The sequence below is a fragment of the Chitinophagales bacterium genome, assembly GCA_041392475.1.
GTDB lineage: Bacteria > Bacteroidota > Bacteroidia > Chitinophagales > UBA2359 > JAUHXA01.
The window spans coordinates 181,260-204,729 of record JAWKLZ010000002.1; the positions used below are offsets into that span (position 1 = coordinate 181,260).

Here is a 23,470-nt window from a genome sequence, read left to right on the forward strand (position 1 = left end):
AGTTGCCAAATAATTTTTCAAAACATTATAATTTGGGATGCACCCTTCAAGTTCCCAAGCATTGAAGTGTCCATTATTTTACACTTCAATACTCCATAATTGTATTTTGGAACAATCATTCTATTATGTTGTTTAGCTGTTAAATTTTATTTTAACCGAAAAACAAGAAGATGATTCAAACAAATGTAATCACCCCTACACTCATCCAAAATGCGATGACGTATCAGGCTTATCGTCAGTTGATAGATGATTTATTGGTAGAAGGCAAAACGACAGGGCCAATTCAATCCGAGGCAATGACTCATTATACAGAAATGAATGTAGTCCGTATGAAACGACTGGACAAACGCACCCAATTGAATGAAACGCTGATAGAACAACTTGCAGCTATTGACAAACCTCTGATTTGGTTGGTTATATCAGAAGCTTGGTGCGGAGATGCAGCTCAAATTGTACCTGTTTTAGCTACAATGGCTGATCAAACACCCAATATTGAATTGAAGTTAATCCTGAGAGATCATCATTTGGACATCATGGATGCTTATTTGACTAACGGCGCAAGGGGCATTCCCAAATTGATTGTTTTGGATGCCACTACTTTAGAAGAAATCGCTACTTGGGGACCTCGACCTCAACCAGCTCAAGAACTCCTCTATGAATACAAAACAAATCCCAACGAGTCTTATGCTGAGTTTTCTAAGCGTTTGCAGCTTTGGTATGCCAGAGATAAAACTGTACATATCCAAAAGGAGTTGTCCGAAATGATAAGTACATTTGGTAGGTAAGGAATAAATGAAAATGGACGAATATTGACAGACTTGCTTTTTGTAAGCAAGTCCATAAATGAATAAAGCCGAGCTTAAATAATAAGCTCGGCATTTATCCCCAAATTTAGGCACTACTCAAATCACGATATTTCACTATGGAAATATCAAATATAAATATAGTTGTTTCTATTTTTATGCACCTACTTTTTTGCCCTTTCTATTGTTGTTTCTACTTTTAGCAAGCGGGGTTTGAGCTGCTTTTTTCTTTGCTGCATATTCTGATAAATCCACTACAAGCGGTGTTGCAATAAAGATAGATGAATAAGTACCTACAACGATACCAATCGTTAAGGCAAAAGCAAAACCTTTGATAACCTCTCCTCCAAAGATAAACAATATTAAGACAACTAACAAGGTCGTAAGTGAAGTAACTACTGTTCGACTAAGCGTACTATTGATTGCTTCATTCACCACTTCTTTTTCTTCCTTCTTAGGATTCAATTGTAAATACTCTCTAATACGGTCAAATACAATCACTGTATCGTTTATAGAGTAACCGATTACTGTCAGCAGAGCTGCAATAAAGTTTTGGTCAATCTCCATTGAGAAAGGTAAAATCCCTGGGAACAAAGAAAACAATGTTAACAATATCATGGAATCATGGAAAACACACAAAACTGCTGCCAAACCAAATTGCCATCTACGGAAACGGAACAAGATGTAAAGGAAAATACCCAACAATGCAAAAATAGTAGCATAATAAGCTCCTCTAGTAATATCATCCGCAATCGTAGGGCCTACTTTCTGAGAACTTTGGATGTAGTTTTCTTGAAAGTCCTTCAAATTTGTTGCACCTACCATAGAACCCAAACCATCAAATAGTTTCTGCTCTACTTGTCCTCCCGCTTTCTCATCATCACTGTCAATCAAATAACTAGTGGTGATTTTCTTTTGTGTATTGGTGTCATAGTCTCTCACCAATGGACTTGCTTCCAATGGTTTTTCCAAGGCGTTTCTTATGTCTGCATTTGTCACATCTTTTTTCAAATCCACTACATACGTCCAGCCTCCTTTGAAGTCTACTCCTAATTCAAACCCTCTGACTGCAAAAGAAATCAAACCAATAACGATCAAAGCACCTGAAAGCACATAAGTAATCTTACGCATACTCAAGAAATCAATGCTCAAGTTCTTGAACATTCCTTCTGTCATTTTAGTCGAATACTGTATTTCTTTGCCTTTTCCTATCCACCAATCAATCGCCAATCGGGTAAGTAAGATGGCTGTAAACAAAGAAGACAAAATACCGATAATCAATACCGTAGCAAAACCCAATACTGGCCCTAATCCGAAGTAGTAAAGAATTGCAGCTGTAATCAAAGTTGTGATGTTCGCATCAATAATTGCAGAATAAGATTTGCTATATCCATCTTGAATCGCTTTTCGCAGTCCTGTACCTCTCGCCAATTCTTCTCGAATACGTTCAAAAATGATTACGTTCGCATCCACTGCCATACCAATCGTCAATACAATACCCGCCATACCAGGTAAGGTAAGCGTTGCACCCAATGAAGCCAATATACCAATCACAAAAAACAAGTTGGCTAATAGTGCTAAGTCGGCAACAATTCCAGAACTTCCGTAATAGAAAATCATGAATACCAACACCAACAACATTCCCACCAATAAAGAGGTTAAGCTCGCTTGAATAGATTTTGCTCCCAAAGTAGGGCCGACAATAGCTTCCTCTACAATATAGGGTTTTGCAGGAAGTTTACCTGCTTTCAAGATATTTGCAAGGTCTTGCGCCTCTGCAAGGTCAAAATTACCTGTAATTTGTGAACGCCCGCCTCCGATTTCAGCTTGTACAACAGGAGCAGAATACACCCGATTGTCCAATACGATTGCCACACTTTTTCCGAGATTTTCTCGTGTCAGTTGCTTCCATTTTTTCGCTCCCTCTGCATTCATATCCATGCTTACCACAATCTGCTGATTGTAGTCATTGTCTTGTCGAGCATCCGTAATCACGTCGCCCTCCATTGGAGCTTTGAAGTCACTACCATAGCGACTTTTAATTCCATAAAACTCGTACAAATTGGGATTATCTGCAATACCAGCAGCTTTTGCACCCAATAACAATTTGAAGTTTTCGGGGAAAGCAGCACGTACTTCAGGATATTTCAGATATTGAAAAAGCTGAGCAGTATCTTTTCCTTCAATATATCCCAAAATAGCAGACCCTGTTCCTCCAAATTGAATCAAACTCATAAAAGGATTTTGAACACTGCCATTCGCATTGTCTGCATCAGGAATCAAAGAAGTATTGTCTGTTGAGTCATTAGCAGCCAAAAGGCTGTTTTCCTCAGTAGCAGTTGTATCTGCTGATTCTGCTATATCTTCGAGATTTGTTGTGTCAGTTACAGCTACTTCTGTATTCGTTTCCGCTTTATCTGCACTAGTAATCCCTTTTTCTGCATCCAATCTTTCTCTAACGATTCTATCTGCTTCTGCAAAGCGATTCACCAAATCCTGACTAAGTGCATAAGTTTCCCAAAACTCTAGCTGAGCCGTCGCTTGAAGTAATTTTCTAATCCTTTCAGGATCATCTACACCAGGCAGTTCCACAACGATTCGGTTGGTAGCAGGGAGCAAATTGATATTGGGTTGCGTTACTCCAAACCTGTCAATACGAGCACGTAAGATTTCAAACGTGCGTTTTACCGCATCATCGGCTTCTTTTTTGATTGCCGCCAATACTACGTCATTGGAATCGTTAGGTCCGATAATACCTTGGTTTTCTACCGTAGAAAAGATAGGAGCTAGTTGAGCATTGCCATCAATGCTTTCAAATGACTCTCCGAAAAGCGTAACAAAACCTCTGTTATCACTTTTCAACTTTTCTTTGGCTTGTGCAACGGCTTGTGTAAACGTAGCATTTGTGCTGTTGTTCGCCATTTTTCTAACCAATTCTTCGAGGGATACCTGTAGTACCACACTCATACCGCCTTGTAAATCCAATCCTAAATTCAGTTCGCGTTCCTTCACGTCCTTGTAGGTAAAGTTCCAAATAGGATATACCTGTTGCGTGGACATAGAATCAAGATAATGCCTTCTGATAGCCCGATAATCCGCCAAAGGGGCAGTTTCGGAAGGAACGTCTGAAGCTCCCATTTCTGCTAAAGCATAATCTTGTGCATCTCCCTCTACCTTTTTGGCTATAAAGGTAAACGATAACTGAATAAGGCATACGAGTACTAGAGCGATTCCAAAAAACTTCACTAATCCTTTTGCCTGCATGGTTATACCATTTAAATTTTTTGAGAGAATAATATAATTAACTTACTATAATAAAACCCAATCTTAGTAGATGCATTAGCCAGATCTATCATCTATGTTAAAATTGGAGTGCAAATATAAATCTTTATCTGATGGAATCAAACGAGGTTTAGAATTTTAAGAACTGCCATTTAACTAATTTTTGAGTATCAAGCAGATTTTAGTTATTTTTGGAATTAAAATAAATAGTAAATGTGCGGGATTGTAGGTATTGTAGCTTTGACTCCAAAAAAAGAACATCTATTCGACCCTATTTCAGAAGCCGTGCAAGCTTTGGAACAAAGAGGGCCTGATCTTTCTGGTATATACAGACATCATAACGTAGCACTTGGGCATACCCGTCTCTCTGTTATCGACACTTCCGATGCGGCCTCCCAACCTTTCACAGATGCTTCCAAACGTTATACCATCGTCTTCAATGGTGAAATTTTCAATTTTCGTGAAGTCCAAAAATCATTGAACTTACCCGCATCTCATTATCAATCAAGCGGTGACACCGAAGTTCTCTTATATGCCTATATCCACTGGGGCGTAGAAATGCTACAAAAATTAAATGGTTTTTTTGCTCTTGCAATTTATGACAACCAAGAAGAAACACTTTTCATTGCCCGTGACCGAATGGGTATCAAACCCCTGTTGGTCTATCAAGACGATGAAAAACTCATTTTCAGTTCCGAAATGAAAGCCCTACTTGCCTTCCCTATTCCCCGTCAATTGGACAAAGTTTCTCTCTTCAATTATTTAGAGTTCAACTATATCCCTCCGCCTCATGCCATTTTCCACCGAGTTCGCAAACTTCGCCCTGGTGATTATTTGATGATTCGATTGAAGGAAAAAAAAGAAAAAATACTTCAAAAAACATGGTATCGGATTCCCTTCAATGCTTGGCTGCAAAAAAATCCCCCCTCTTATGAAGATGCCCAAAAACAATTGCTGCAATTATTAGAAGATTCCGTACAACTGCGGATGATTGCAGATGTGCCTTTGGGTGCATTTTTGAGTGGCGGGATAGATTCTTCGGTTATCGTTGCATTGGCTTCACAATACACCCAAAAACTCAATACCTTTTCTATTGGTTTTGAAGACCAACCACACTTTGACGAAACAAACTATGCAGAATTAGTTGCTGCAAAATACAAAACCAATCACACAGTTTTTCGACTCACCAATGAAGAACTATTTGCCAACCTTCAAACGGTTTTGGACTACATTGACGAACCTTTTGCAGATTCATCAGCACTGGCGGTCAATATTTTGAGTATGCACACCCGCAAATACGCCACAGTGGCTCTATCGGGAGATGGAGGGGATGAATTGTTGGCTGGCTACAACAAACACGCTGCCGAACATAGGGCAAGAGAGAGAGGATTTATATCCAGTTTGGTAAAAATAGGCAGCCCTTTTTGGCGCTTGATGCCAAAGGGTCGTCACTCCAAAAGCAGCAATTTGGCGCGTCAATTAGATCGATTTGCCACAGGAATAAAAGCGGGCAACAAGGAACGCTATTGGCAATGGGCGCAATGGTTAAGCACCGAAAAAGCATTGCAGTACATGGCAGCCGACTTTGACCACATTGAATATGAAAACCGAAAACAAGAGGTTTTGCAATTCATTGCCGTAAAAGATGGTGACTTCAATGAGGTACTTTACACCGATATGCACTTGGTTTTGCAGGGAGATATGCTTCATAAAGTCGATAGCATGAGTATGTGTCAAAGCCTCGAAGTACGCACCCCATTTTTGGACCCTCGCCTTGTTGAATTTGCCTTTTCGCTGCCGAGTTCCTACAAAATCAATGCGAAGATGAAAAAACGCATTTTGCAGGATGCTTCTCGCCATCTTCTTCCCTCCGAGCTTTACAACCGCCCCAAACAAGGTTTTGAAGTGCCGCTACTTCAATGGTTTCGCACTGATATGCACCAACAGACTTTCAAAGAACTGTTTGGTCGAGAGTTTATCGAACACCAAGGCATTTTTCATTTTGAAGCGATTGATCAATTATTGAAGCAAATTCATTCAACCAATCCCGAAGATTCGGCGATTACGCTTTGGAAATTGTTGGTTTTTCAGAATTGGTGGAAACGATATTGGCTTCCGCATTGAGATATGAGAGGGGATATTTTTTGTGGCGGTGTGATGTTGGTATTAATTGTAGGAGAAGAGTTTGCTTGAGATTGAGGTGGTGGGCAGATTTTTTTAATTCATACAAGTATTGGTAGTTTTCAAGTCTATGGTATAGCTTTCAATATCAATATCTTCAAAAGAGAGTGGAATATCCTCTACTTGAATTCTATCAATTGGAATGACCGTATGTGTATGCAAGCTATCTACTTTTTGGAATGAAATTTCTTTTGTAGGAATTTTTTTCATCTTTGATTTTTTTGACTTAGAGATATTTTTGAAAGAAAACAAGGCAGGTAAAATATAGCGACCACCCGATGATTTGGGAAAAACATACTTGGTACCTACTATATATTTTTGTTGGTGAAAAATGCCAAAATATGCTCCCTCAGAATAGTCATTTTCTTCTTTATACACCCATTCTATCTGCTGCGTATTTGTATCAGCCTGTAGAATAATTCCCCCATTACCAACCTCTCTTGAAATAAGATAACCACTCCCTACCCATTTTTTTTCATTTACTCTTCGAGCATATTCAATCTGTACTTTAGCAGAAGTAAGTTGGTAAATGTTTTGATAACTAAATGTATTATCTGTTTGTATGAGATAGTCTTGACCTACCATCAGCAATTTATTGTTGCTGATTTTCAGCAAAGTGTGTGGTGGTTCAACTTCTCTTTTGTTCAGTGAAAAACGCTCCACTTGAAGTGGTACTCCTTGTGCATCTATCCGAAAGTATAAAGTTTTCAATCCTCGTATAGGAACACCTGACCAACCAATTTCTTCTGTTATTCGAGCCAAAAGTATCAATTCTCCATTGTCTAACTGAACGATACTAAGACCATGATTGTCAAAATGAGAAGGGGGATACAAATGATGGTAAGTCTTTCCCCAGATAATTTCGCCCCCATTACTTATATGAATGATGAATATTTTAGGAGTAGCTCCATTTATCATTGACTGACCAGTAATCATGTAGCTTTTATTGTTTAAATATTGTATATCATATACCGTTATACGGTCATCTTCTCCTCCCATTTCTTTTGCCCAAATAATTTTGCCAGTAGGACTTGTTTTTAATAAAGTCAAGTATCTATTAATAAATTTTCCATTGCGAAATTTTTCAGTTACCATTGGAAATAAAATATTATTTGCTTCATCCACACTCAAATGATTCACTCCATATCCATAATAAAAGTCTTTTTTAAAAACAGCAACTTCTTCGAACTCTCCATCATATAACTTTGTCCAATTCAATTCCCCTTTTTGATTAAACTTCATCAAAAATACCTTCTGATTATTTTCATATTTTCCTGACCCCAACAGCGCATACCCCCCATCTGGACAAGCTTTTATATCCTGTATATAGCCAAACTGCAAGCTTTTTCCTTGTTCAGATGGAAGAACAGTCGTTGTAAAAGTATCTCGCATACAAGCAAAGTTCACACACATCAAACTCCACCAAATCAGTATTTTAAAAAATTTCATATTATTATTTTTTAACAATCTTCTGAATCCATCTTTTCTCTCCATTCCAAACCTCCACCAAATAAACTCCCCTCACCCTCTCCCTCAAATCCAACAAATACCGAAACTCATTTTCACCACTTGTTAGCTGTCGTTTTTCATCTTCATACACCAAAGCCCCCTGCATATTCCGCACCCGAATTTTCCAATCCCCTTGCTGTGTTTGTATTTGCTCCGATGGCAATTTCAGTTCAAACAAACCCTCGCTCGGATTCGGAAACACCCTCAAAAAATCCTCTTCCTCAAAAGAACTTTCCGATATATTGGTTTCCAAAGCGGGGCCAATGTATATATCATCAAGACCTAAATAAACCGATTTATCAACAGCCCCATTGGAGTTGGCACGAATCGCCACCATTATTTCCTGTCCTTCATAAGCTGATAAATCGTTGATGCTAATAGGATCCATCATAGGTGGGTGGACATAAGTACTGTCATAAGCATAAAGAGTTTCAAAATTTAAACAATCGGTGCTAACCATTACCTCCAAAACATCATCTCCTCCAAGATTTCGCTCTGGAGAACTGCTGATTCCAAATGAAAAGCGAAATTCCGTGTTTGATTGAGGTACGAAAACTGGACTTACTATCCAGTCCCAAACTAAACAGTTAAGTCCTTCATTTTTAGTTTTATGGACATGTTTTTGTTGTTTTTTTACTCCATATTTTACTACATCAATAATAATTTTACTTTTGTTTATTGATTTTTTTGGTTCAAAATATTCAATAATGATTTTTTTGTTATGAAAAACAGGTCCCATTCTTCTTAAATTAGGAGAATTGTCTTTATGTGTTAACGGACCAATTATTTGTTTTCTATCTTCGGTATATATATATAAGTATGCACCTTCATTTATGAAAAAATGTTTATAAAATAATTGTAAATTCAATGCAGCGTTTGCTTTAAATTTGTATATATATAAATATCCATCCTCTATATCATACTTTTTTGCTTTTTTTAATAAATCAATATTTACAGGTATTGCGAAACCACTAAAATTAACACCTTGTTTATTAATTCTATCAATAAAATTCTGTGCTTTGTCTTCTGTATAGCTTAACGATAATTCATGTTCTTTAATGCTATTTTTAAAGATTTTAACAGATTCAATTGAAAAACTAAGCGGAACATTATTAATATTTTTAGAATATAACTCACTTAAAAATGAGATGAAAAATAAGTTGATTAGTATAAATTTATTCATTGTTAAGGGTAATTTTAGATTAGTTTACAAGGGGTATTTTATTTTTTAAACCCCATGTATTATTGTATCAATAATAATTTTACTGCTATTTTTCGTATTTTTGGATTCAAACAGTTCTAAGGTAAGTTGATTGCCATTTATAACTTCTCCTATTCTTTTCAAATCAGAACGATTACTTTTGGAAGTAACGGAGTAAAAATTTCTATCTTCACCATAGATAAAGAAAGAAGCTCCTTCTGCTAAGAAAAATTGGCGGTAATGTAAAAGAATATTTAAAGCCTTTTTCGCTTTCATTTTAAAGATATATAGATATCCATTTCCTACATCATATTTATTTGCAGTTTTAAGTATATCAATATTTATTCTTTCTCCAAGCCTAACAATAGAGGCACGTCTCGAGTCATCAAGTTCCCTAAGCTCTGCCTCTATATCAACATAAGGAAGCATATAATTTTTAATTTCCTTTTTAAGATTATAGATCTCTTTATTAGTAAAACTAGGAAGTAAACTATCTATTTTTTGAGAAAATAGAGTAAGAGGAAGTAACAAAAAACTAAAAAGTAATAATATTGTTTTCATGTTTAAAGAATAATTTTAAGGTAAAATGTTTTGGTAAAAATTAATGCTATTTTTTAGTAGAGTATTGTGTTATGAATATATGTATTATAAAAAAATAACCCCTTATCAAACTTAGATTCAAATGGTAAATGCAATTTTTCACTTAACTAATCTTTAAGAAATAGAATACCCAACAACTCATTTTTTCTTTTTAATTTTAGCTTTCATTGAATTCTGGGGGCGAAAGAAAAAATACTCTCCTAATAATCAATACGCTAAAGTATTGCCTTTATGAATTGAATAAATATTAATTAAAGGGGTATTTGAAAATCAATCGACTAATGTAATTCGATTATCGTAATCTAACTATTCCTCCTATTACTAGTTCACTACTCTGTATAGTTTTGTGAGGTTCAAAAAATTCGATTATTAATCTATTACCAAAAAAAGGATGTTTTTTTACAATATTGAAATGAAAAACATCATTGTTATTTAAACAATTTAATAAAATGATATTTTTTCTGATAGTATTAATATCTGTAAATATTCGATTTGAATTATAATAAAAATCATTATATATATACAAATAAGAATGAGTATTTAAATAAAAATCACTAAAGTTCAATTTTAAATCTTGAGAACTAGGGCTTTCAATTTTATAGAAAAATAAACTTCCCCCTTCTACACTTATTTTTGACCCTTTCTGTAGAATGTTAACTTTTAATTTTTGCCCCAATCCATTAATAGATAGATCAAGGATTTCATTCTTTTCAAAACTTTCAATTTCTTCCTCATAGTAAGACAAACAATAAGGCTCAACACTCTCCTTAAACCTCCTCACCTCCTCATTCGTAAAACTCAAAGGCAAATCGGGAACCTGCCCCTCTACCTCCCAAAAACAAAACACCAACAAACTGAAAAACAAGAATATAGCTTTCATAAACCTACTTTTATTAAACCCAAAAAAATCAACAATACAACATTTTACCCCCCCATTTTCACCAGTTTTTGACTATGTGATTGATTCCCATACCGCCACAAAAGCAAATACACTCCCTCCTCCCAATCGCTCGCATCAATCACAGCTTGATTGCCATTGCCGCTATTTGTTAGAAGCGAGGACAAAGCAGCTCGATACAACACCTGCCCCACAGCATTTGTTACCATGACCTCCCCATCTTCCTCTATCCGCCTATTGTCTCCCCAATCGAGGAAAAACACTCCCTTACTCGGATTCGGAAACACCCTCAAAAAATCTTCTTCCTCCAAAGAACTTTCCGAAATATTGGTTTCCAAAGCGGGACCAATATACACATCATACAAAACAAGAATCGCATATTTATCTGCCACTCCGTTTGAACTCCCATGAAAAGCTATCATCACCTCTTGCCCCTCATAAGCCGATAAATCATACACATCTTCCAACTTAGAAAAAGGATGAACATGCGTACTGTCATACACCATCAAAGGCTCAAAATTCAGACAATCGGTACTGATTAGGATTTTAAAAACATCATCATTTCCGAAATTACGATTGGGCCAACTGTTGATTGAAAAATTGAATCGCAATTCGGTATTGTTTTCGGGAACAAATACAGGGCTAACCACCCACTCTTCAATATTTTCTCCTTCATCAAAATGTACGCTTATCAGTCCACCACCAGTATTATTGGTTTCCCATTTACTGTTTGACTCCGTAGGCTTTTCCTCTCCTACACCTTCCCACCAACCTGGAAATGTATTTCCCAAAGGCAAATGATTGTAATGTCCTTGAAAATCCACACTAAGCACATGCCCCAGAAAAGGGTTGCGAAGCGGTTCTGTCCATTTTTGGAAATTATTACTTTCATTTTGTTCCTCTGTCAAGGACATGCTGAGTTCTACCAAGCACTCATGAGAAGTAAAAGGCTGTAAGTCTATTAAGGGAATACCCACCCATGTTGAGCCATTGGCACTTAATATGCCTTCATCTATGACAGTATTGAAATATTGTTTATTGCTACCATAAAACACCTTCAAGTTGAGTTCCAAAGGATTCAAGACAAAAGGCAAAGAACTCGAACCCGAATTGAGTACTTCTACCCACAGATTGCCCCCCGATTCATTGCAGTAAATCGCCTCGGCATCTACCTCTCCGAAAGCCGTATCCCAAACAGGAACTTCTTGAAAGTACAAGTTTGCCAAAAACAATTCTACCTCTGTTCCGACCTGTTCTGTTCCGTTGCTTGCATACAGCCCTACTTGTATCTCTTGGTCGGCATAATCTCTTAGCTGAATGATTTTTTTTCTCGCTTGATTGTCTATCGGTGTATTTTGGTCGAATCGCCGAATTTCCTCAAAACTCGCCCCACAGTCTGTCGACACCAAAACTGCCAAGAAATCATCACTGCCCCAAGTAGCTGATTCCATACTACCCGCTTGTGTCATAGCGGTCTCAAAAATCAAATGGCTAACTTCAGTCACAAAAATAGGACGGCTGACATACCATGCATCAACAGACACCTCTCCCATTCGCAACATTGCCCCTGTTTTGTATTCGTGATTGGGATTGTTCACAAAATGAGAAACCTGTTTCCAGCCATTTTCATTGTCTGGGTCAATCGCCAAATTATTAGGAGTACCGATTGCAGGTCGCCAATGAAAATCACTTGTTGAATTGGTTGAATTATTAGAGTTGGGTTTTCCAAAAATAGTGCGAGTTGGAGAATGATTCGGTCCCCACCTATCTACCTGCTCTCCACCTCGGTCGTTTTTAGGATTGAATTCTCCTTCTATGGCTGTCTCAATGATATAGAAAGTTTTTTCAAATTCTGGAAATTGGGCATTGGAGGTAATGGTAAATTCTTTTTCCTCTCCAATTGCCAAGCTGCCCATTGTTACTGTATTTTCATAAAGTAATTCCTCTACTTCCTTATTGCGGATCGTTGCCTTCAATTGAAGCGGATGTTCTGCAAAATCAATGGGAATATAGCCCGTATTCCGCAAAGTGACAGACAAACTGACTTCTTGACTCCAACACTCCAAAGCATTGTAAGCTTGTGTACCAACCACCTCCAAGTCAAAACCCTTTCTACGCACAATTTCCAAATGGTCAATTGCCCAATATCCATAGCTATTTTGGGCATCTTGAAAGCGGAAACGAATACGAGCATTGGAAACTCCTTTAGCTTGTTCGGTGATTTCAAATTGAATGAAACTGACTTTCAAATCGCCATTTTTTCGCTCATAGACTTCAATCCATTCAGTTCCATTGAATACTTCTGCACTCATTTTGGTATCTAAACCATACCAGAAATAATTGGTGAAATAAACAAAAATATAGTCGGTTTCTTCGCTGAAATCCAATTCAGGAGAGACCAAAACAGCATCTTTGTCGAGTTCGCTGGGGGTGTTTTGTTGATAGAACCAATTGTCAAAAATGGCGAATTGACCTTGAAGTTCAGGGTAATGAAAATCATTGTCATTAATCCCATTAGGATCATCAAATCGCCAAATATCCTCGGCAGTCCCTGAGAAAGTCTCTTGAGTCCAGCCAGTTGGAGGATTCGTTCCGTCTGCGGTTTCGAAGTCTTCGTAGAAGAGAACTTGGGCATGGATGGATAGCGTGAAGAATAAGCATATAGTAAGACAAAGTAATTTTGTTTGCATAAACAATTGGTTTTAGCGAAATTAAATAAAACAACACCTACAAAGAGGTATCCGTACAATTATAACGAAATGAATCAAAAAGGGGTTCTTTGACAAAATCTGTGATTTGAGACTTCGGAAGTTTGCCGCTTATAAAATCAAAAATGAAACTTTCGAAGTCTTTATTACTTACACAAAAATTGTCACAGAACCCAAAAAGCTGTTTTGGGTTGGTGATGCAACCATTTTTGGCTGCCTATTAAATTCGGGGAAAACTAAAAGAAAATACTTAAAGCACTTGAAAATAGTGCTTTATCGAACGTTTGATGTGTCTAAGGTAAAGCAATTGAAGATAACAAACAAAATTATTTTTTAAATAATTGTTTTTTTTTACATTTACATGACTGTATTGTTACTTACATTCAAGTAGCAAATACACCTTTTAGGAGATTTAGACTTTGGACGAAGGAGATACAAATAGGGAAAAAAACAAAAGCCCCAAACGAACATCGTTTGAGGCTTTTGTATCAAAAAACAGGATTTGTTTTCTGCTGATTATTTTTTCTTAGCCTTAGGAAATTTCTTTCCATCAGGTGAACCCACACGAATCATTGCACAACGGAAACCAACCCAACTAGCAGCTTGATCTTCATCCATATAGCGACGTGTTCCAGGGGTCAACCAGTAAGCGACATCTTTCCAAGAACCACCTTTGATTACCCGCGATTTATCACTGATCAAAGTAGTAGTATTGGTTTCGTAACCTACTGCCGAATCATCATCACCATCACGGTAGTTGATTACATTGGCTTTGCGGAAGTTGGTGCGATTGCCAATTTCGTCTTCGGTCAATTCACGGTATTTGATTCTACCCAAGCTATCCTTAGGAGCGATACGACCTTCTTCATCTTTTTCCATGGTTTTGAAAACGTTACCACGGAAAGCATTGAAGTCTTGAGCGTCTGTAGAAGTCATCGCACGATACACGTCCAATGTCCACTCACTCACATTACCTGCCATATTGTACAATCCAAAATCATTGGCAATGTAGCTTTTTACAGGGGCAGTAATCTCTGCATTGTCGTTCAATTTACCTGCAATACCCATGTAGTCACCACGTCCTCTTTTGAAGTTGGCGAGGATATCACCATGCCATTTACCATGTTCGCCATAGCGTACTCCGCTACCTTTCCATGGATAAATTTTACGGTCAGTGAATCGCTCTTCATTTCCTTCTGCAATCTGGCCCAATGCAGCATATTCCCACTCCGCCTCAGTCGGTAAGCGATAGTCAGGCAACAAAATACCATCATCGAAACGAACAGAGCGTGTTTCAGCACCATTTGGATCGTGGTTTTTGATTCCTTTGTTTACCACACCTTCATACTGACCTAATAGGTAAGCATCTGTAGAAAAGTGTTCTGCACCATACTGATTAGGGTCTTGATCCAAGATACCTTCTTCAATCAAAAGCATTTCGTTTACACGGTCAGAACGCCATTTGCAAAATTCATTCGCTTGTAACCAACTTACACCTACTACGGGGTAATTGTTGTAAGCAGGGTGACGGAAATAATTTTCTACGAAAGGTTCATTGTAAGCCAATTCTTCCAACCAAACCAAGGTATCAGGTACTGCTTTTTGGTACAACTCTGGATAAGTATCTCCAAAAAGTCGCTCCAACCAGTACAGGTATTCCCGATAGTCCACATTTGTCACTTCCGATTCATCCATATAAAAAGAAGAAACGGTTACACGGTGAGGAGTAGCATGGTAGTCGTATAAAACGTCTTCTTCCACACTTCCCATAGTAAAAGTACCACCAGGTACCAACACTAATCCTGGGCCTGTCTTTTGTTCTTTCTCTTCAGCTACGTAGAATCCACCCCATTCAGGGTCATTGTATTCCCATCCCGTAGCAGAAGATTTTTGTTTTTTGCTACATGAGTACATTCCCATGATAGCAAGGAGTAACACAAATTGTCCGGCAAGTCTAAAAAGCCTATTCATCCTTATACCAATTTTTTAATGATGATTGATAATAAATTTCTTAAATCGTATCTTTATCCAATAAAGCAAGCAAAAATAAAATAATTTTCCATTACTTTTCTACTTTAACATTTCTGGGCACTCTGCTGCCTTTCTCAATCTGTTTTGCCTATTGGCATCCCAAGTCTTTCCAAAATCAAAAATAACAGAAAATTCATGGGCATTTGCTGGTGTTCCAAGGTTAGAAACGTTAAAATCATGACTATAGCCAATCTTAAATATTCCTGTTTTGAGTCCCAACAACATTATTAACGCATCTGCATTACTTATAGTATGCCTATACCAAAGTCCTCCAAATATTGCTCCTTGTCCGACATAAGCACCTACATTGAGTTGATTAAATTTGGCTTGGTGGACAAACAAAGCATTGGGGCTAACATAAAACTGCTCTCTACTTTGTGACTTGGGGCCCAAATACATTACATATCCTGCATTTAGGGCAACTCTCACTGACAAATGATTGTCTGAATCGTCAAAATCAGTGAAAGAGGTTTCGGGTTGAGTGATGTGTTTTGCAGATAATCCGAATATGAAATTTTCAGTAAAACCCGTCATTCCTACGGCAAAATCCAGTTTGGTCAAACTTGTACGAGCAGGTGTATCTTCTAAAGTCGGGATAATCGCTGCTCCTGTTGAAGGATTGATCATATCACCAAAAACCAATTCTCCCCAATTGATAGACTGATTAAATACTCCAAAAGAAAGTCCAGCTTTCATGGTCATGGAGCTATTCAACTGCAATTGATAGGCATATAAAGCACTCACTCCGTAAGTATTAAACAAGCCTTGACCCGCTCTATCTCCTACCAACAACAAGCCTATACTGCTATTTTGTTTGTAAAAATGTTGATCGTAAGCGAGGGCCATTGTCACAAAGGCATCTCCAAAATCGGGCATCTGCAGGCGATAGTTCAAGCCTACCCTTGCTTCATTGGTGAAACCAATCATGGAAGGATTGAGGTAAGCAGGTGCCGCATAAAACTGGCTAAATTCTGCATCTTGTGCTTGCACATTCACTGCCATTACCGCCCATAAAAGGAACGAGTAGAATATTTTAAGAAAATCATTTCCTACATTGAAGTTCAAAAATCTCTTGACATAAACACCTACACGATGGAACTTCAATGGGTATAGTATTTTTGAATTTTCTCTAATGCTCATATTAACTCAAAAAATTCAGTGATAAACGCTGCAACAATTACTTGCATTTGGGTTTGTATTGTTTTTGTATTAGAAAGCAAGTAACTGATAGTGAAGAAATCTTGCGTTTCAAATTTCACAAAAGTAACCTATCTGTCTCGCTTACAACAAAAAAAAGGTTTACTTTCTATTACTTTTGGCAAAAGCCAACGTTTTATGTTTGTAAATCGTTATTACCTTTTAAGGAACGGTAGATACTTCTTTTCATTGTAATTTCGATTTCCAATTTCAGTTTTAAATTTTTGTAGTTCGCAAAAGTAACACATTATGTATAAAAAAACATCACTCTTGCTATTCACTTTGTTGTCTATCGTCAGTTTGTATGCACAATCTACACTCGAAAACTCAATAGAAATTCAATGGAGTGAACAAACTATTGTCGAAGATACTTCTTTTGGTGTAGAAACTTCAAAAGCTGCAAACTTCAAAGATGCAGTTTTTCAATTGGAGGAGCATACACTGCCTATTTTTGTCGAAAGTTTTCCGATTGCAGAAAGTGAACAGGTAACGGCTGTTCTTAAAAATTCTGTTTTTGAACCCATTACACTCCCAAAAGTACTGAATATTAACGACCATATTTCCAACGAAATTACCCTCTCCACCTATCTTGCACATGATCGCAAGCAAACAATGGCGGTAGTTTCTTTTATTCCTATTCGCCAAAATAAGGCTACTGGCAAGTACGAAAAACTCATCAGTGCCGATATAATCCTGCAATACACGCCCATTGCAGGTCAAAATAGCCGCCAAAAAGCAAGGACTTATACCAGCAATTCAGTGTTGAACCAAGGTGATTTCTATAAATTTGAAGTGACCAATACGGGTATTCACAAAATAGATTTCAATTTCATTAGAGAATTGGGCTTTGCAGGAAATATTGCGATCAAGAATATTCGTGTGTATGGCAATGGTGGTGGGATGCTACCTGAATTAGCTGGTGCAGAGCGCATTGACGATTTACTCGAAAACGCCATTGAAGTAGTGGATAACAACAACAATGGTCAATTAGATGACCAAGATTACATCTTGTTTTATGCCGAAGGGCCTAATCAATGGAAGTACAATAAAAATTCTCAACGATTCGAACATGCTGTTCATGCCTATGCAACATCCAACACTTATTTTTTGAATTTTGATTTGGGGGTGGGCAAAAGAGTGGCATTGCAGGGAAATGCTGCAACGCCTACTGTTGAAGTAAATACTTTTGATGACTACGCTTTTCACGAAACCGAATCACAACACCTCAATCTGAGTGGGCGAATTTGGTATGGAGAGATTTTAAAAAGTACAGACCCAATGAATTTTGTTTTTGACCAATTCAAAAATCTCGACCCTAATATTCCTGCCTATGTCGAAACCCGTGTGGCTTCTCGTTCTACTGCAACAACCAATACGATCAGTGTGAGGGCAAATGGACAGCCAATTTATACGCATAGTATGACAAAAGTAGGTGGTGAACAAACAGATGATTATGCCCGTGCTTCTACACTAAACGGTGATTTTGAAGCTAATGACGATGCTATCACAGTAAGTCTACAATACAGTCGCAATGATATTGATGCAACAGGTTGGTTGGATTACATAGCCTTGAACGTGCGCCGAAAGCTTATTTTTGGTGGTGGACAAATGAATTTTAGAGATGCTCAATCGGTATCAAACAATGGTGTGGCAAAGTTTATGGTTGGGGGGTTGACAGATGCTACAAAAATTTGGGAGGTGACAGATTTGGGAAATGTTCAGAAAATGACCTTGACGAAAACAGGAAGCAACCATACGTTTGTAAACAATACAAATGAACTGCGAGAATACATTGCTTTTGATGGTACGCAATATTTCACTCCTTCAAAGGCGGTTGGCAAAATCGCTCGACAAAACCTGCATACAGCAGATGTTCCTGACATGATTTTGATTACCCATCCTTACTTTCTGGAAGAAGCAAACCGATTGGCGGATTTTCGATTGACCAACGATGGATTGGATGTAAAAGTGGTGCTGATTGAAGAAGTTTACAACGAATTTTCGTCTGGAACGCCTGATATTACTGCTATTCGTGATTACATGAAAATGTATTATGACCGAGCAGATAATGGTGGCGAAGTGGTGAAATACCTACTATTGTTTGGTGATGCTTCTTTTGACTACAAAGGCATTTTACCAGGGGAGGACCACAATTTTGTACCTACCTACGAAACACCAACCTCTATTCAATCTTTGAATACCTACTGCAGTGATGATTATTTTGCATTTTTGGACGACAATGAGGGGAGCAATATCAACAGCATCGAACACCGCTTGGACATTGGAGTGGGTCGACTGCCGATTTCTACCCAAACCGATGCTAAGGCTGTGGTGGACAAGTTGATACATTATGCCAGCAACAGTTCACTCGGTGAGTGGCGCAATGTCTTGACATTCATTGCAGATGATGAGGACAACAACCGACACTTCAAAGATGCAGAAAGTCATACGGCATTGATACAGGACTCTTTCCCCGAATACTTGATTGACAAGATTTATTTGGATGCCTTTGAACAAGTCGCTACTCCTGGAGGTGGTCGTTATCCAGGAGTCAATACGGCTATCAATACCCGTGTCTTCAATGGTTCTTTGGTGATGAACTATGTAGGGCATGGTAGCGAAGAAAGTTGGGCGCATGAAAGAATTTTGGGAGTCAACGATATTACTAATTGGAACAATCTGGATAAAATGCCTTTTTTCATCACTGCAACTTGTAGTTTCAGCCGTTTTGATGATCCTGCTCGGGTTTCAGCAGGTGAGGAAACAGTTTTATCTCCCAAAGGTGGGTCTATTGCCATCATGACCACAACACGAGTAGTATTGGCAAACTCGAATATGCAATTGAACGAAGATTTTTTACGCTTTTTATTCAAACCTATCAACGGGGAAATGCCTCGCATTGGAGAAATTGCTCGATTGGCTAAAAATGATGCTGCAAATACAGGAAAAAACAACCGAAAGTTTGGACTTTTGGGAGACCCTTCTCTTCGATTGGCTTACCCTTATTATGATGTGGTGACAACCTCTATTTCTACACAAGAATTGAGTGAAACAGCAGATACACTAAAAGCATTAACACACGTAACTGTGACAGGAGAAGTGGTCGGTAAAAATGGCGAACTACTTGAATCCTTCAATGGAGTGGTCTATCCAACGATTTATGATAAAATGATACACTTGAAAACACTTGGACAGGATGCGAGAAGTGAAGTGGCGGATTTTGACCTTCGCAAAAGTGTGATTTTCAAAGGGCGAGCGAGTGCCGTTAATGGAAAATTTAGTTTTTCTTTTGTCATGCCAAAAGACATTTCTTATCAGTTTGGTCAGGGTAGAATTAGTTATTATGCTGAAGATGGTACAATTGATGCGAATGGCTACAATGACGAGATTGTGATTGGAGGGATTGATGATGAAGACATTACACAAGACAACGAAGGCCCAGAAGTGCAGGTTTTTATGAATGATGACCGTTTTATTTCAGGTGGGATGACAAGTCCCAACCCTGTTTTATTTGTCAAATTGAAGGACGAAAGTGGTATCAATACAGTCAGTACGGGTATTGGACATGACATTACGGGTTTGCTAAATGAACAAACGGCGAATACATTGGTGCTTAACGAACACTACAAAGCAACTTTGGATAGCTATCAAGAGGGTTTTATTTATTACCCCTTGTCCAACTTGGAGCCAGGTCTGCATCAAATTGAAGTGAAGGCTTGGGATGTTTACAACAATTCGGGCAAAGGTTTTACCGAATTTATTGTAGCAGAATCAGCAACGCTTGCTTTGGACGCAGTGCTGAACTATCCAAATCCTGTGATTGACGAAACGGCTTTCTTGTTTGAACACAATCGGGCAGGTGAGGCATTGCAGGTAGAAATCAATATTTACACCACGGCTGGAAGCTTGGTTCGATCGCTGGGTCAAACGATTGATGCTACGGGTTTTCGCTCTGAAGTGGAATGGGATGGTTTGGATAGTGGTGGCCAAGCATTGAGTACAGGAATGTATTTTTATGAGGTGAAAGTGACGGATTCAAACAATACAACTGTTCGCAAACATGAGCAGTTGGTAATTTTGAAGTAGCAACCCTTTTCAATTATCATCCGTTGGAAAGCATAGAAAAACATTTTTTTTACATAAATCCCTTCAAAATAGACGAAGGGATTTATTTTTGGTACAGTTATAGCAAGGAGTAGAAGGTATAGGTGTTTTGATAAGGTTTATACAAGTCTTAAAAAAAGTGTAAATTTGCAGATTCAAATTGATTTTTTCTGCCCTTAATTGAACCTATTACCGAATAAAAAAAGATTTATAAATTATTATTATTCTCCTAATTCTACCCCATTCTACGGCAATAAAAACAAGACTCAACAGTTATAAGTCTGAACAAACAATTAATTCCGTAACCAACTCTTTAGTTTAAATTATAGTAAGGTATTATGAAGCTAAATTTTTCATTTTCATTCATCATTATTGTTGTTTTGTGCATGATGACCAATTCTAACATTGCACTAGCACAAGGTACACAACTTCCTGGGCCTGGCGTTACCAACGGGCAAGACGCACCCAATACAGTAGCTACGGCTATCCCCTTTTTGCGAATCAATCCAGATGGTAGAACAGGTGGTTTAGGAGAAGCAGGTATTGCGACTTCACCAGATGCAGGAGCATTGTACCACAACGCTTCTAAACTCGCTTTTGTAGAACAAGACATGAGTTTAGGGCTTACCTATACTCCTTGGTTAACTCGCTTGGTAGACGATATTTTCTTAGCCTATCTTTCTGGTTACAAACGCATTGACGACCTTCAATCTATTGGAGTTTCTCTCCGTTATTTTTCCTTGGGTAACATCCAATTTACCGACATTGTAGGTGGTGATGCAGGAAACTACAATCCAAATGAATTTGCATTGGATTTGGGTTATGCTCGTAAACTTTCGGATAGAATGTCGGCAGGTATCACCTTGAAATACGGTCGTTCTGACTTGGCGAGAGGTCAAGAAATCAGCAGCGGCAACATTGTGAAAGCAGCAAACGTGGTAGCAGCAGATATTTCTGTTTACTACCAAAATCCTGATGCTACGTTCTTGGGCAATGAGGCTACTTTCTCTTGGGGTGCAGCGATTACCAACATCGGTAATAAGGTATCTTATACCGAAGACCAAACCAGAGATTTTATTCCTATCAACTTGGGTATCGGTACAGCTATTGACATGCAAATGGATGAGTACAACAGTTTGATGTTCACTTTCGATGTCAATAAATTGATGGTACCTACTCCTGACCCTGATGATCCAACATTCGCACACCGTGAAAAAGGATTGTTGAGTGGTATGTTTGGCTCGTTTGGCGATGCTCCAGGTGGATTCAGCGAAGAAATACAAGAATTGATGTATTCTATCGGTGCTGAATATTGGTACAACGACCGCTTTGCAGTACGTGTGGGTCACTTCAATGAACACAAATTGAAAGGCAATCGCAAATACATCACTGCTGGTATTGGCTTGAAATACAGCGTTTTTGGATTGAACTTCTCTTACATCATTCCTGCTGGTAGCCAACCAAGTCCATTGGACAATACACTTCGTTTCCAATTGAATTTTGACTTTGGTGAAGAAGGGTAAGAACCAACTGACGAAAAATGGATGTATTGAATAACTTTGATACATTTGAATAAGGCAAAAAAAACCGCCCTCTCAAGGATTTTGAGAGGGCGGTTTTTTTTGGTTCAATCTTGTCCTACAACAGGTGACAACATAAAAAACCCACCCTATTTTCACACTATCCTCCACAGATTCTCTATTTTCGCCCTTCAAAAAAAACGAAACCCCTTATGCAAACCAACTTAAAAAACAAAGTCCTCAACACCATGGCTGCCCTCTTAGAAGCCAAGCGCAAAGCCATTTTGGACTGCAACCAAATAGACGTTAACAACTACAAGGGAAGCGACCAATCCATGTACGACCGTTTGATAGTCAATGACAAAAAAGTAGATGGTATGATTCAATCGGTGACGGAAGTGATGGAAAAATCCGACCCTGTTGGGCAGTTGTTGTCCGAGTTTCAACACGAAAACGGTTTGCAGATAGAAAACCGAACTTCTCCATTCGGTACGATTTTGATTATTTACGAATCTCGTCCCGATGTGAGCATTGAAGCCGCAGCATTGGCGTTTAAAGCTGGAAATAGGATTTTATTGAAGGGAGGAAAAGAGGCCGTTCAGTCCAATTTGAAGTTGGTGGAGATTTGGCATCAGGCATTGGAGGAGAATGGTTTGTCGAAAGATTGGGTAAAATACTTGCAATTTACCCGACCCGAAACACAGGCTTTTTTGAAGCAACCGACTGAGCCTGTTGATTTGATTGTGCCTAGAGGCGGCGAGGCTTTGATTGAATATGTGAAAACCCATTCTACTGCGCCTGTTTTGGTGAGCGGACGAGGCAACAATTTTTTGTATGTTCACGAAGATGCGGATGTGGAGCAATCATTGAAGGTAATCCTCAACGCAAAAACGGCAAAAATCAGTGCTTGCAATGCTTTGGATAAGGTTTTGATTTACAAAAATTTACCTGACTTCAATGCACGAGTACAAGAATTGGCAGCAGCTTTATTGCAGCACAAAGTAGCCGTCACCGTGGATAAAACGCTTTACAGTTTACTCGATGCTTCAACGGTTTCGCTCATTGATGACGAAGCAATATGGGCAGAAGAATTTTTGGCGATGAAAATTGTGTTGGGGGCAGTAGATTCGATGGAAACTGCAATAGAAAAAATCAACCATTATTCGGGCAAACATTCGGTGGTAATCATGACCAAAAATAAAGCTACTGCCCTTCAATTTATGACCGATATTGACGCAGCAGCCGTCTATCACAATGCTTCAACTAGATTTACGGATGGCGGGCAGTTTGGAATGGGGGCAGAGTTGGCGATTAGCACCGACAAACTGCACCATCGAGGTCCCTTGGGACTTTCGCAGTTGGTGACCAATAAATGGTTTGTGTTTGGGAGTGGGCAGGTGAGGTAGTGATTGATTTTATGAAGGCTTACATGAACT

Annotated in this window: 13 protein-coding genes; 5 read left to right on the top strand and 8 right to left on the bottom strand. The window is 38.3% G+C overall.

All coding sequences use genetic code 11. From position 1 onward, the window contains the following. The first annotated feature begins 170 nt into the window (after positions 1 to 170). Positions 171 to 785 (top strand): thioredoxin family protein, encoded by a 615-nt coding sequence (locus tag R3E32_14250; protein ID MEZ4885891.1) that lies wholly within the window; start codon positions 171 to 173, stop codon positions 783 to 785. A 174-nt stretch (positions 786 to 959) separates the two neighbouring features. Here the strand turns inward: R3E32_14250 and secDF are convergent, their stop codons facing one another. After that, positions 960 to 4,067, bottom strand: a complete 3,108-nt coding sequence (gene secDF / locus R3E32_14255; protein ID MEZ4885892.1) for a protein translocase subunit SecDF — start codon at positions 4,065 to 4,067, stop codon at positions 960 to 962. A 231-nt stretch (positions 4,068 to 4,298) separates the two neighbouring features. Between secDF and asnB the strand changes: the two genes are divergently transcribed. Continuing rightward, positions 4,299 to 6,209 carry an asparagine synthase (glutamine-hydrolyzing) gene (gene asnB / locus R3E32_14260; GenBank protein MEZ4885893.1) on the top strand — a complete coding sequence of 637 codons (1,911 nt, stop codon included), beginning with the start codon at positions 4,299 to 4,301 and terminating at the stop codon, positions 6,207 to 6,209. Positions 6,210 to 6,302: 93 nt separating this feature from the next. Here asnB and R3E32_14265 read toward each other — a convergent pair whose 3' ends face one another. From R3E32_14265 to R3E32_14295, 7 genes are all read right to left on the bottom strand, one after another. Continuing rightward, positions 6,303 to 7,715, bottom strand: coding sequence for a hypothetical protein (locus R3E32_14265; protein ID MEZ4885894.1), 1,413 nt, complete (start codon positions 7,713 to 7,715; stop codon positions 6,303 to 6,305). Positions 7,716 to 7,719: 4 nt separating this feature from the next. Beyond that, the gene (locus R3E32_14270) at positions 7,720 to 8,958 is read right to left on the bottom strand and encodes a T9SS type A sorting domain-containing protein (protein MEZ4885895.1); all 1,239 of its coding nucleotides are present in this window, start codon (positions 8,956 to 8,958) and stop codon (positions 7,720 to 7,722) included. 45 nt (positions 8,959 to 9,003) lie between these two features. After that, entirely contained in the window at positions 9,004 to 9,537 is a 534-nt protein-coding gene (locus tag R3E32_14275; protein MEZ4885896.1) for a hypothetical protein, read from the bottom strand. 331 nt (positions 9,538 to 9,868) lie between these two features. Continuing rightward, the gene (locus R3E32_14280) at positions 9,869 to 10,456 is read right to left on the bottom strand and encodes a hypothetical protein (protein ID MEZ4885897.1); all 588 of its coding nucleotides are present in this window, start codon (positions 10,454 to 10,456) and stop codon (positions 9,869 to 9,871) included. Between the two features lie 44 nt (positions 10,457 to 10,500). Then, positions 10,501 to 13,164: a T9SS type A sorting domain-containing protein gene (locus R3E32_14285; protein MEZ4885898.1), complete on the bottom strand. Its 2,664-nt coding sequence runs from the start codon at positions 13,162 to 13,164 to the stop codon at positions 10,501 to 10,503. A 534-nt stretch (positions 13,165 to 13,698) separates the two neighbouring features. Then, positions 13,699 to 15,153: an SUMF1/EgtB/PvdO family nonheme iron enzyme gene (locus R3E32_14290; GenBank protein MEZ4885899.1), complete on the bottom strand. Its 1,455-nt coding sequence runs from the start codon at positions 15,151 to 15,153 to the stop codon at positions 13,699 to 13,701. A gap of 99 nt (positions 15,154 to 15,252) precedes the next feature. Beyond that, complete coding sequence (locus tag R3E32_14295) at positions 15,253 to 16,317, bottom strand: PorP/SprF family type IX secretion system membrane protein (protein MEZ4885900.1); 1,065 nt, start codon at positions 16,315 to 16,317, stop codon at positions 15,253 to 15,255. 342 nt (positions 16,318 to 16,659) lie between these two features. Here R3E32_14295 and porU point away from each other — a divergent pair, with 342 nt between their 5' ends. The 3 genes from porU to R3E32_14310 all read left to right on the top strand — a co-directional run bounded on the left by porU (position 16,660) and on the right by R3E32_14310 (position 23,440). Beyond that, positions 16,660 to 20,496, top strand: a complete 3,837-nt coding sequence (gene porU / locus R3E32_14300) for a type IX secretion system sortase PorU (protein MEZ4885901.1) — start codon at positions 16,660 to 16,662, stop codon at positions 20,494 to 20,496. Between the two features lie 356 nt (positions 20,497 to 20,852). Next, complete coding sequence (porV, locus tag R3E32_14305) at positions 20,853 to 22,037, top strand: type IX secretion system outer membrane channel protein PorV (protein ID MEZ4885902.1); 1,185 nt, start codon at positions 20,853 to 20,855, stop codon at positions 22,035 to 22,037. Between the two features lie 209 nt (positions 22,038 to 22,246). Next, positions 22,247 to 23,440 carry a glutamate-5-semialdehyde dehydrogenase gene (locus R3E32_14310; GenBank protein MEZ4885903.1) on the top strand — a complete coding sequence of 398 codons (1,194 nt, stop codon included), beginning with the start codon at positions 22,247 to 22,249 and terminating at the stop codon, positions 23,438 to 23,440. Positions 23,441 to 23,470: the final 30 nt, after the last annotated feature.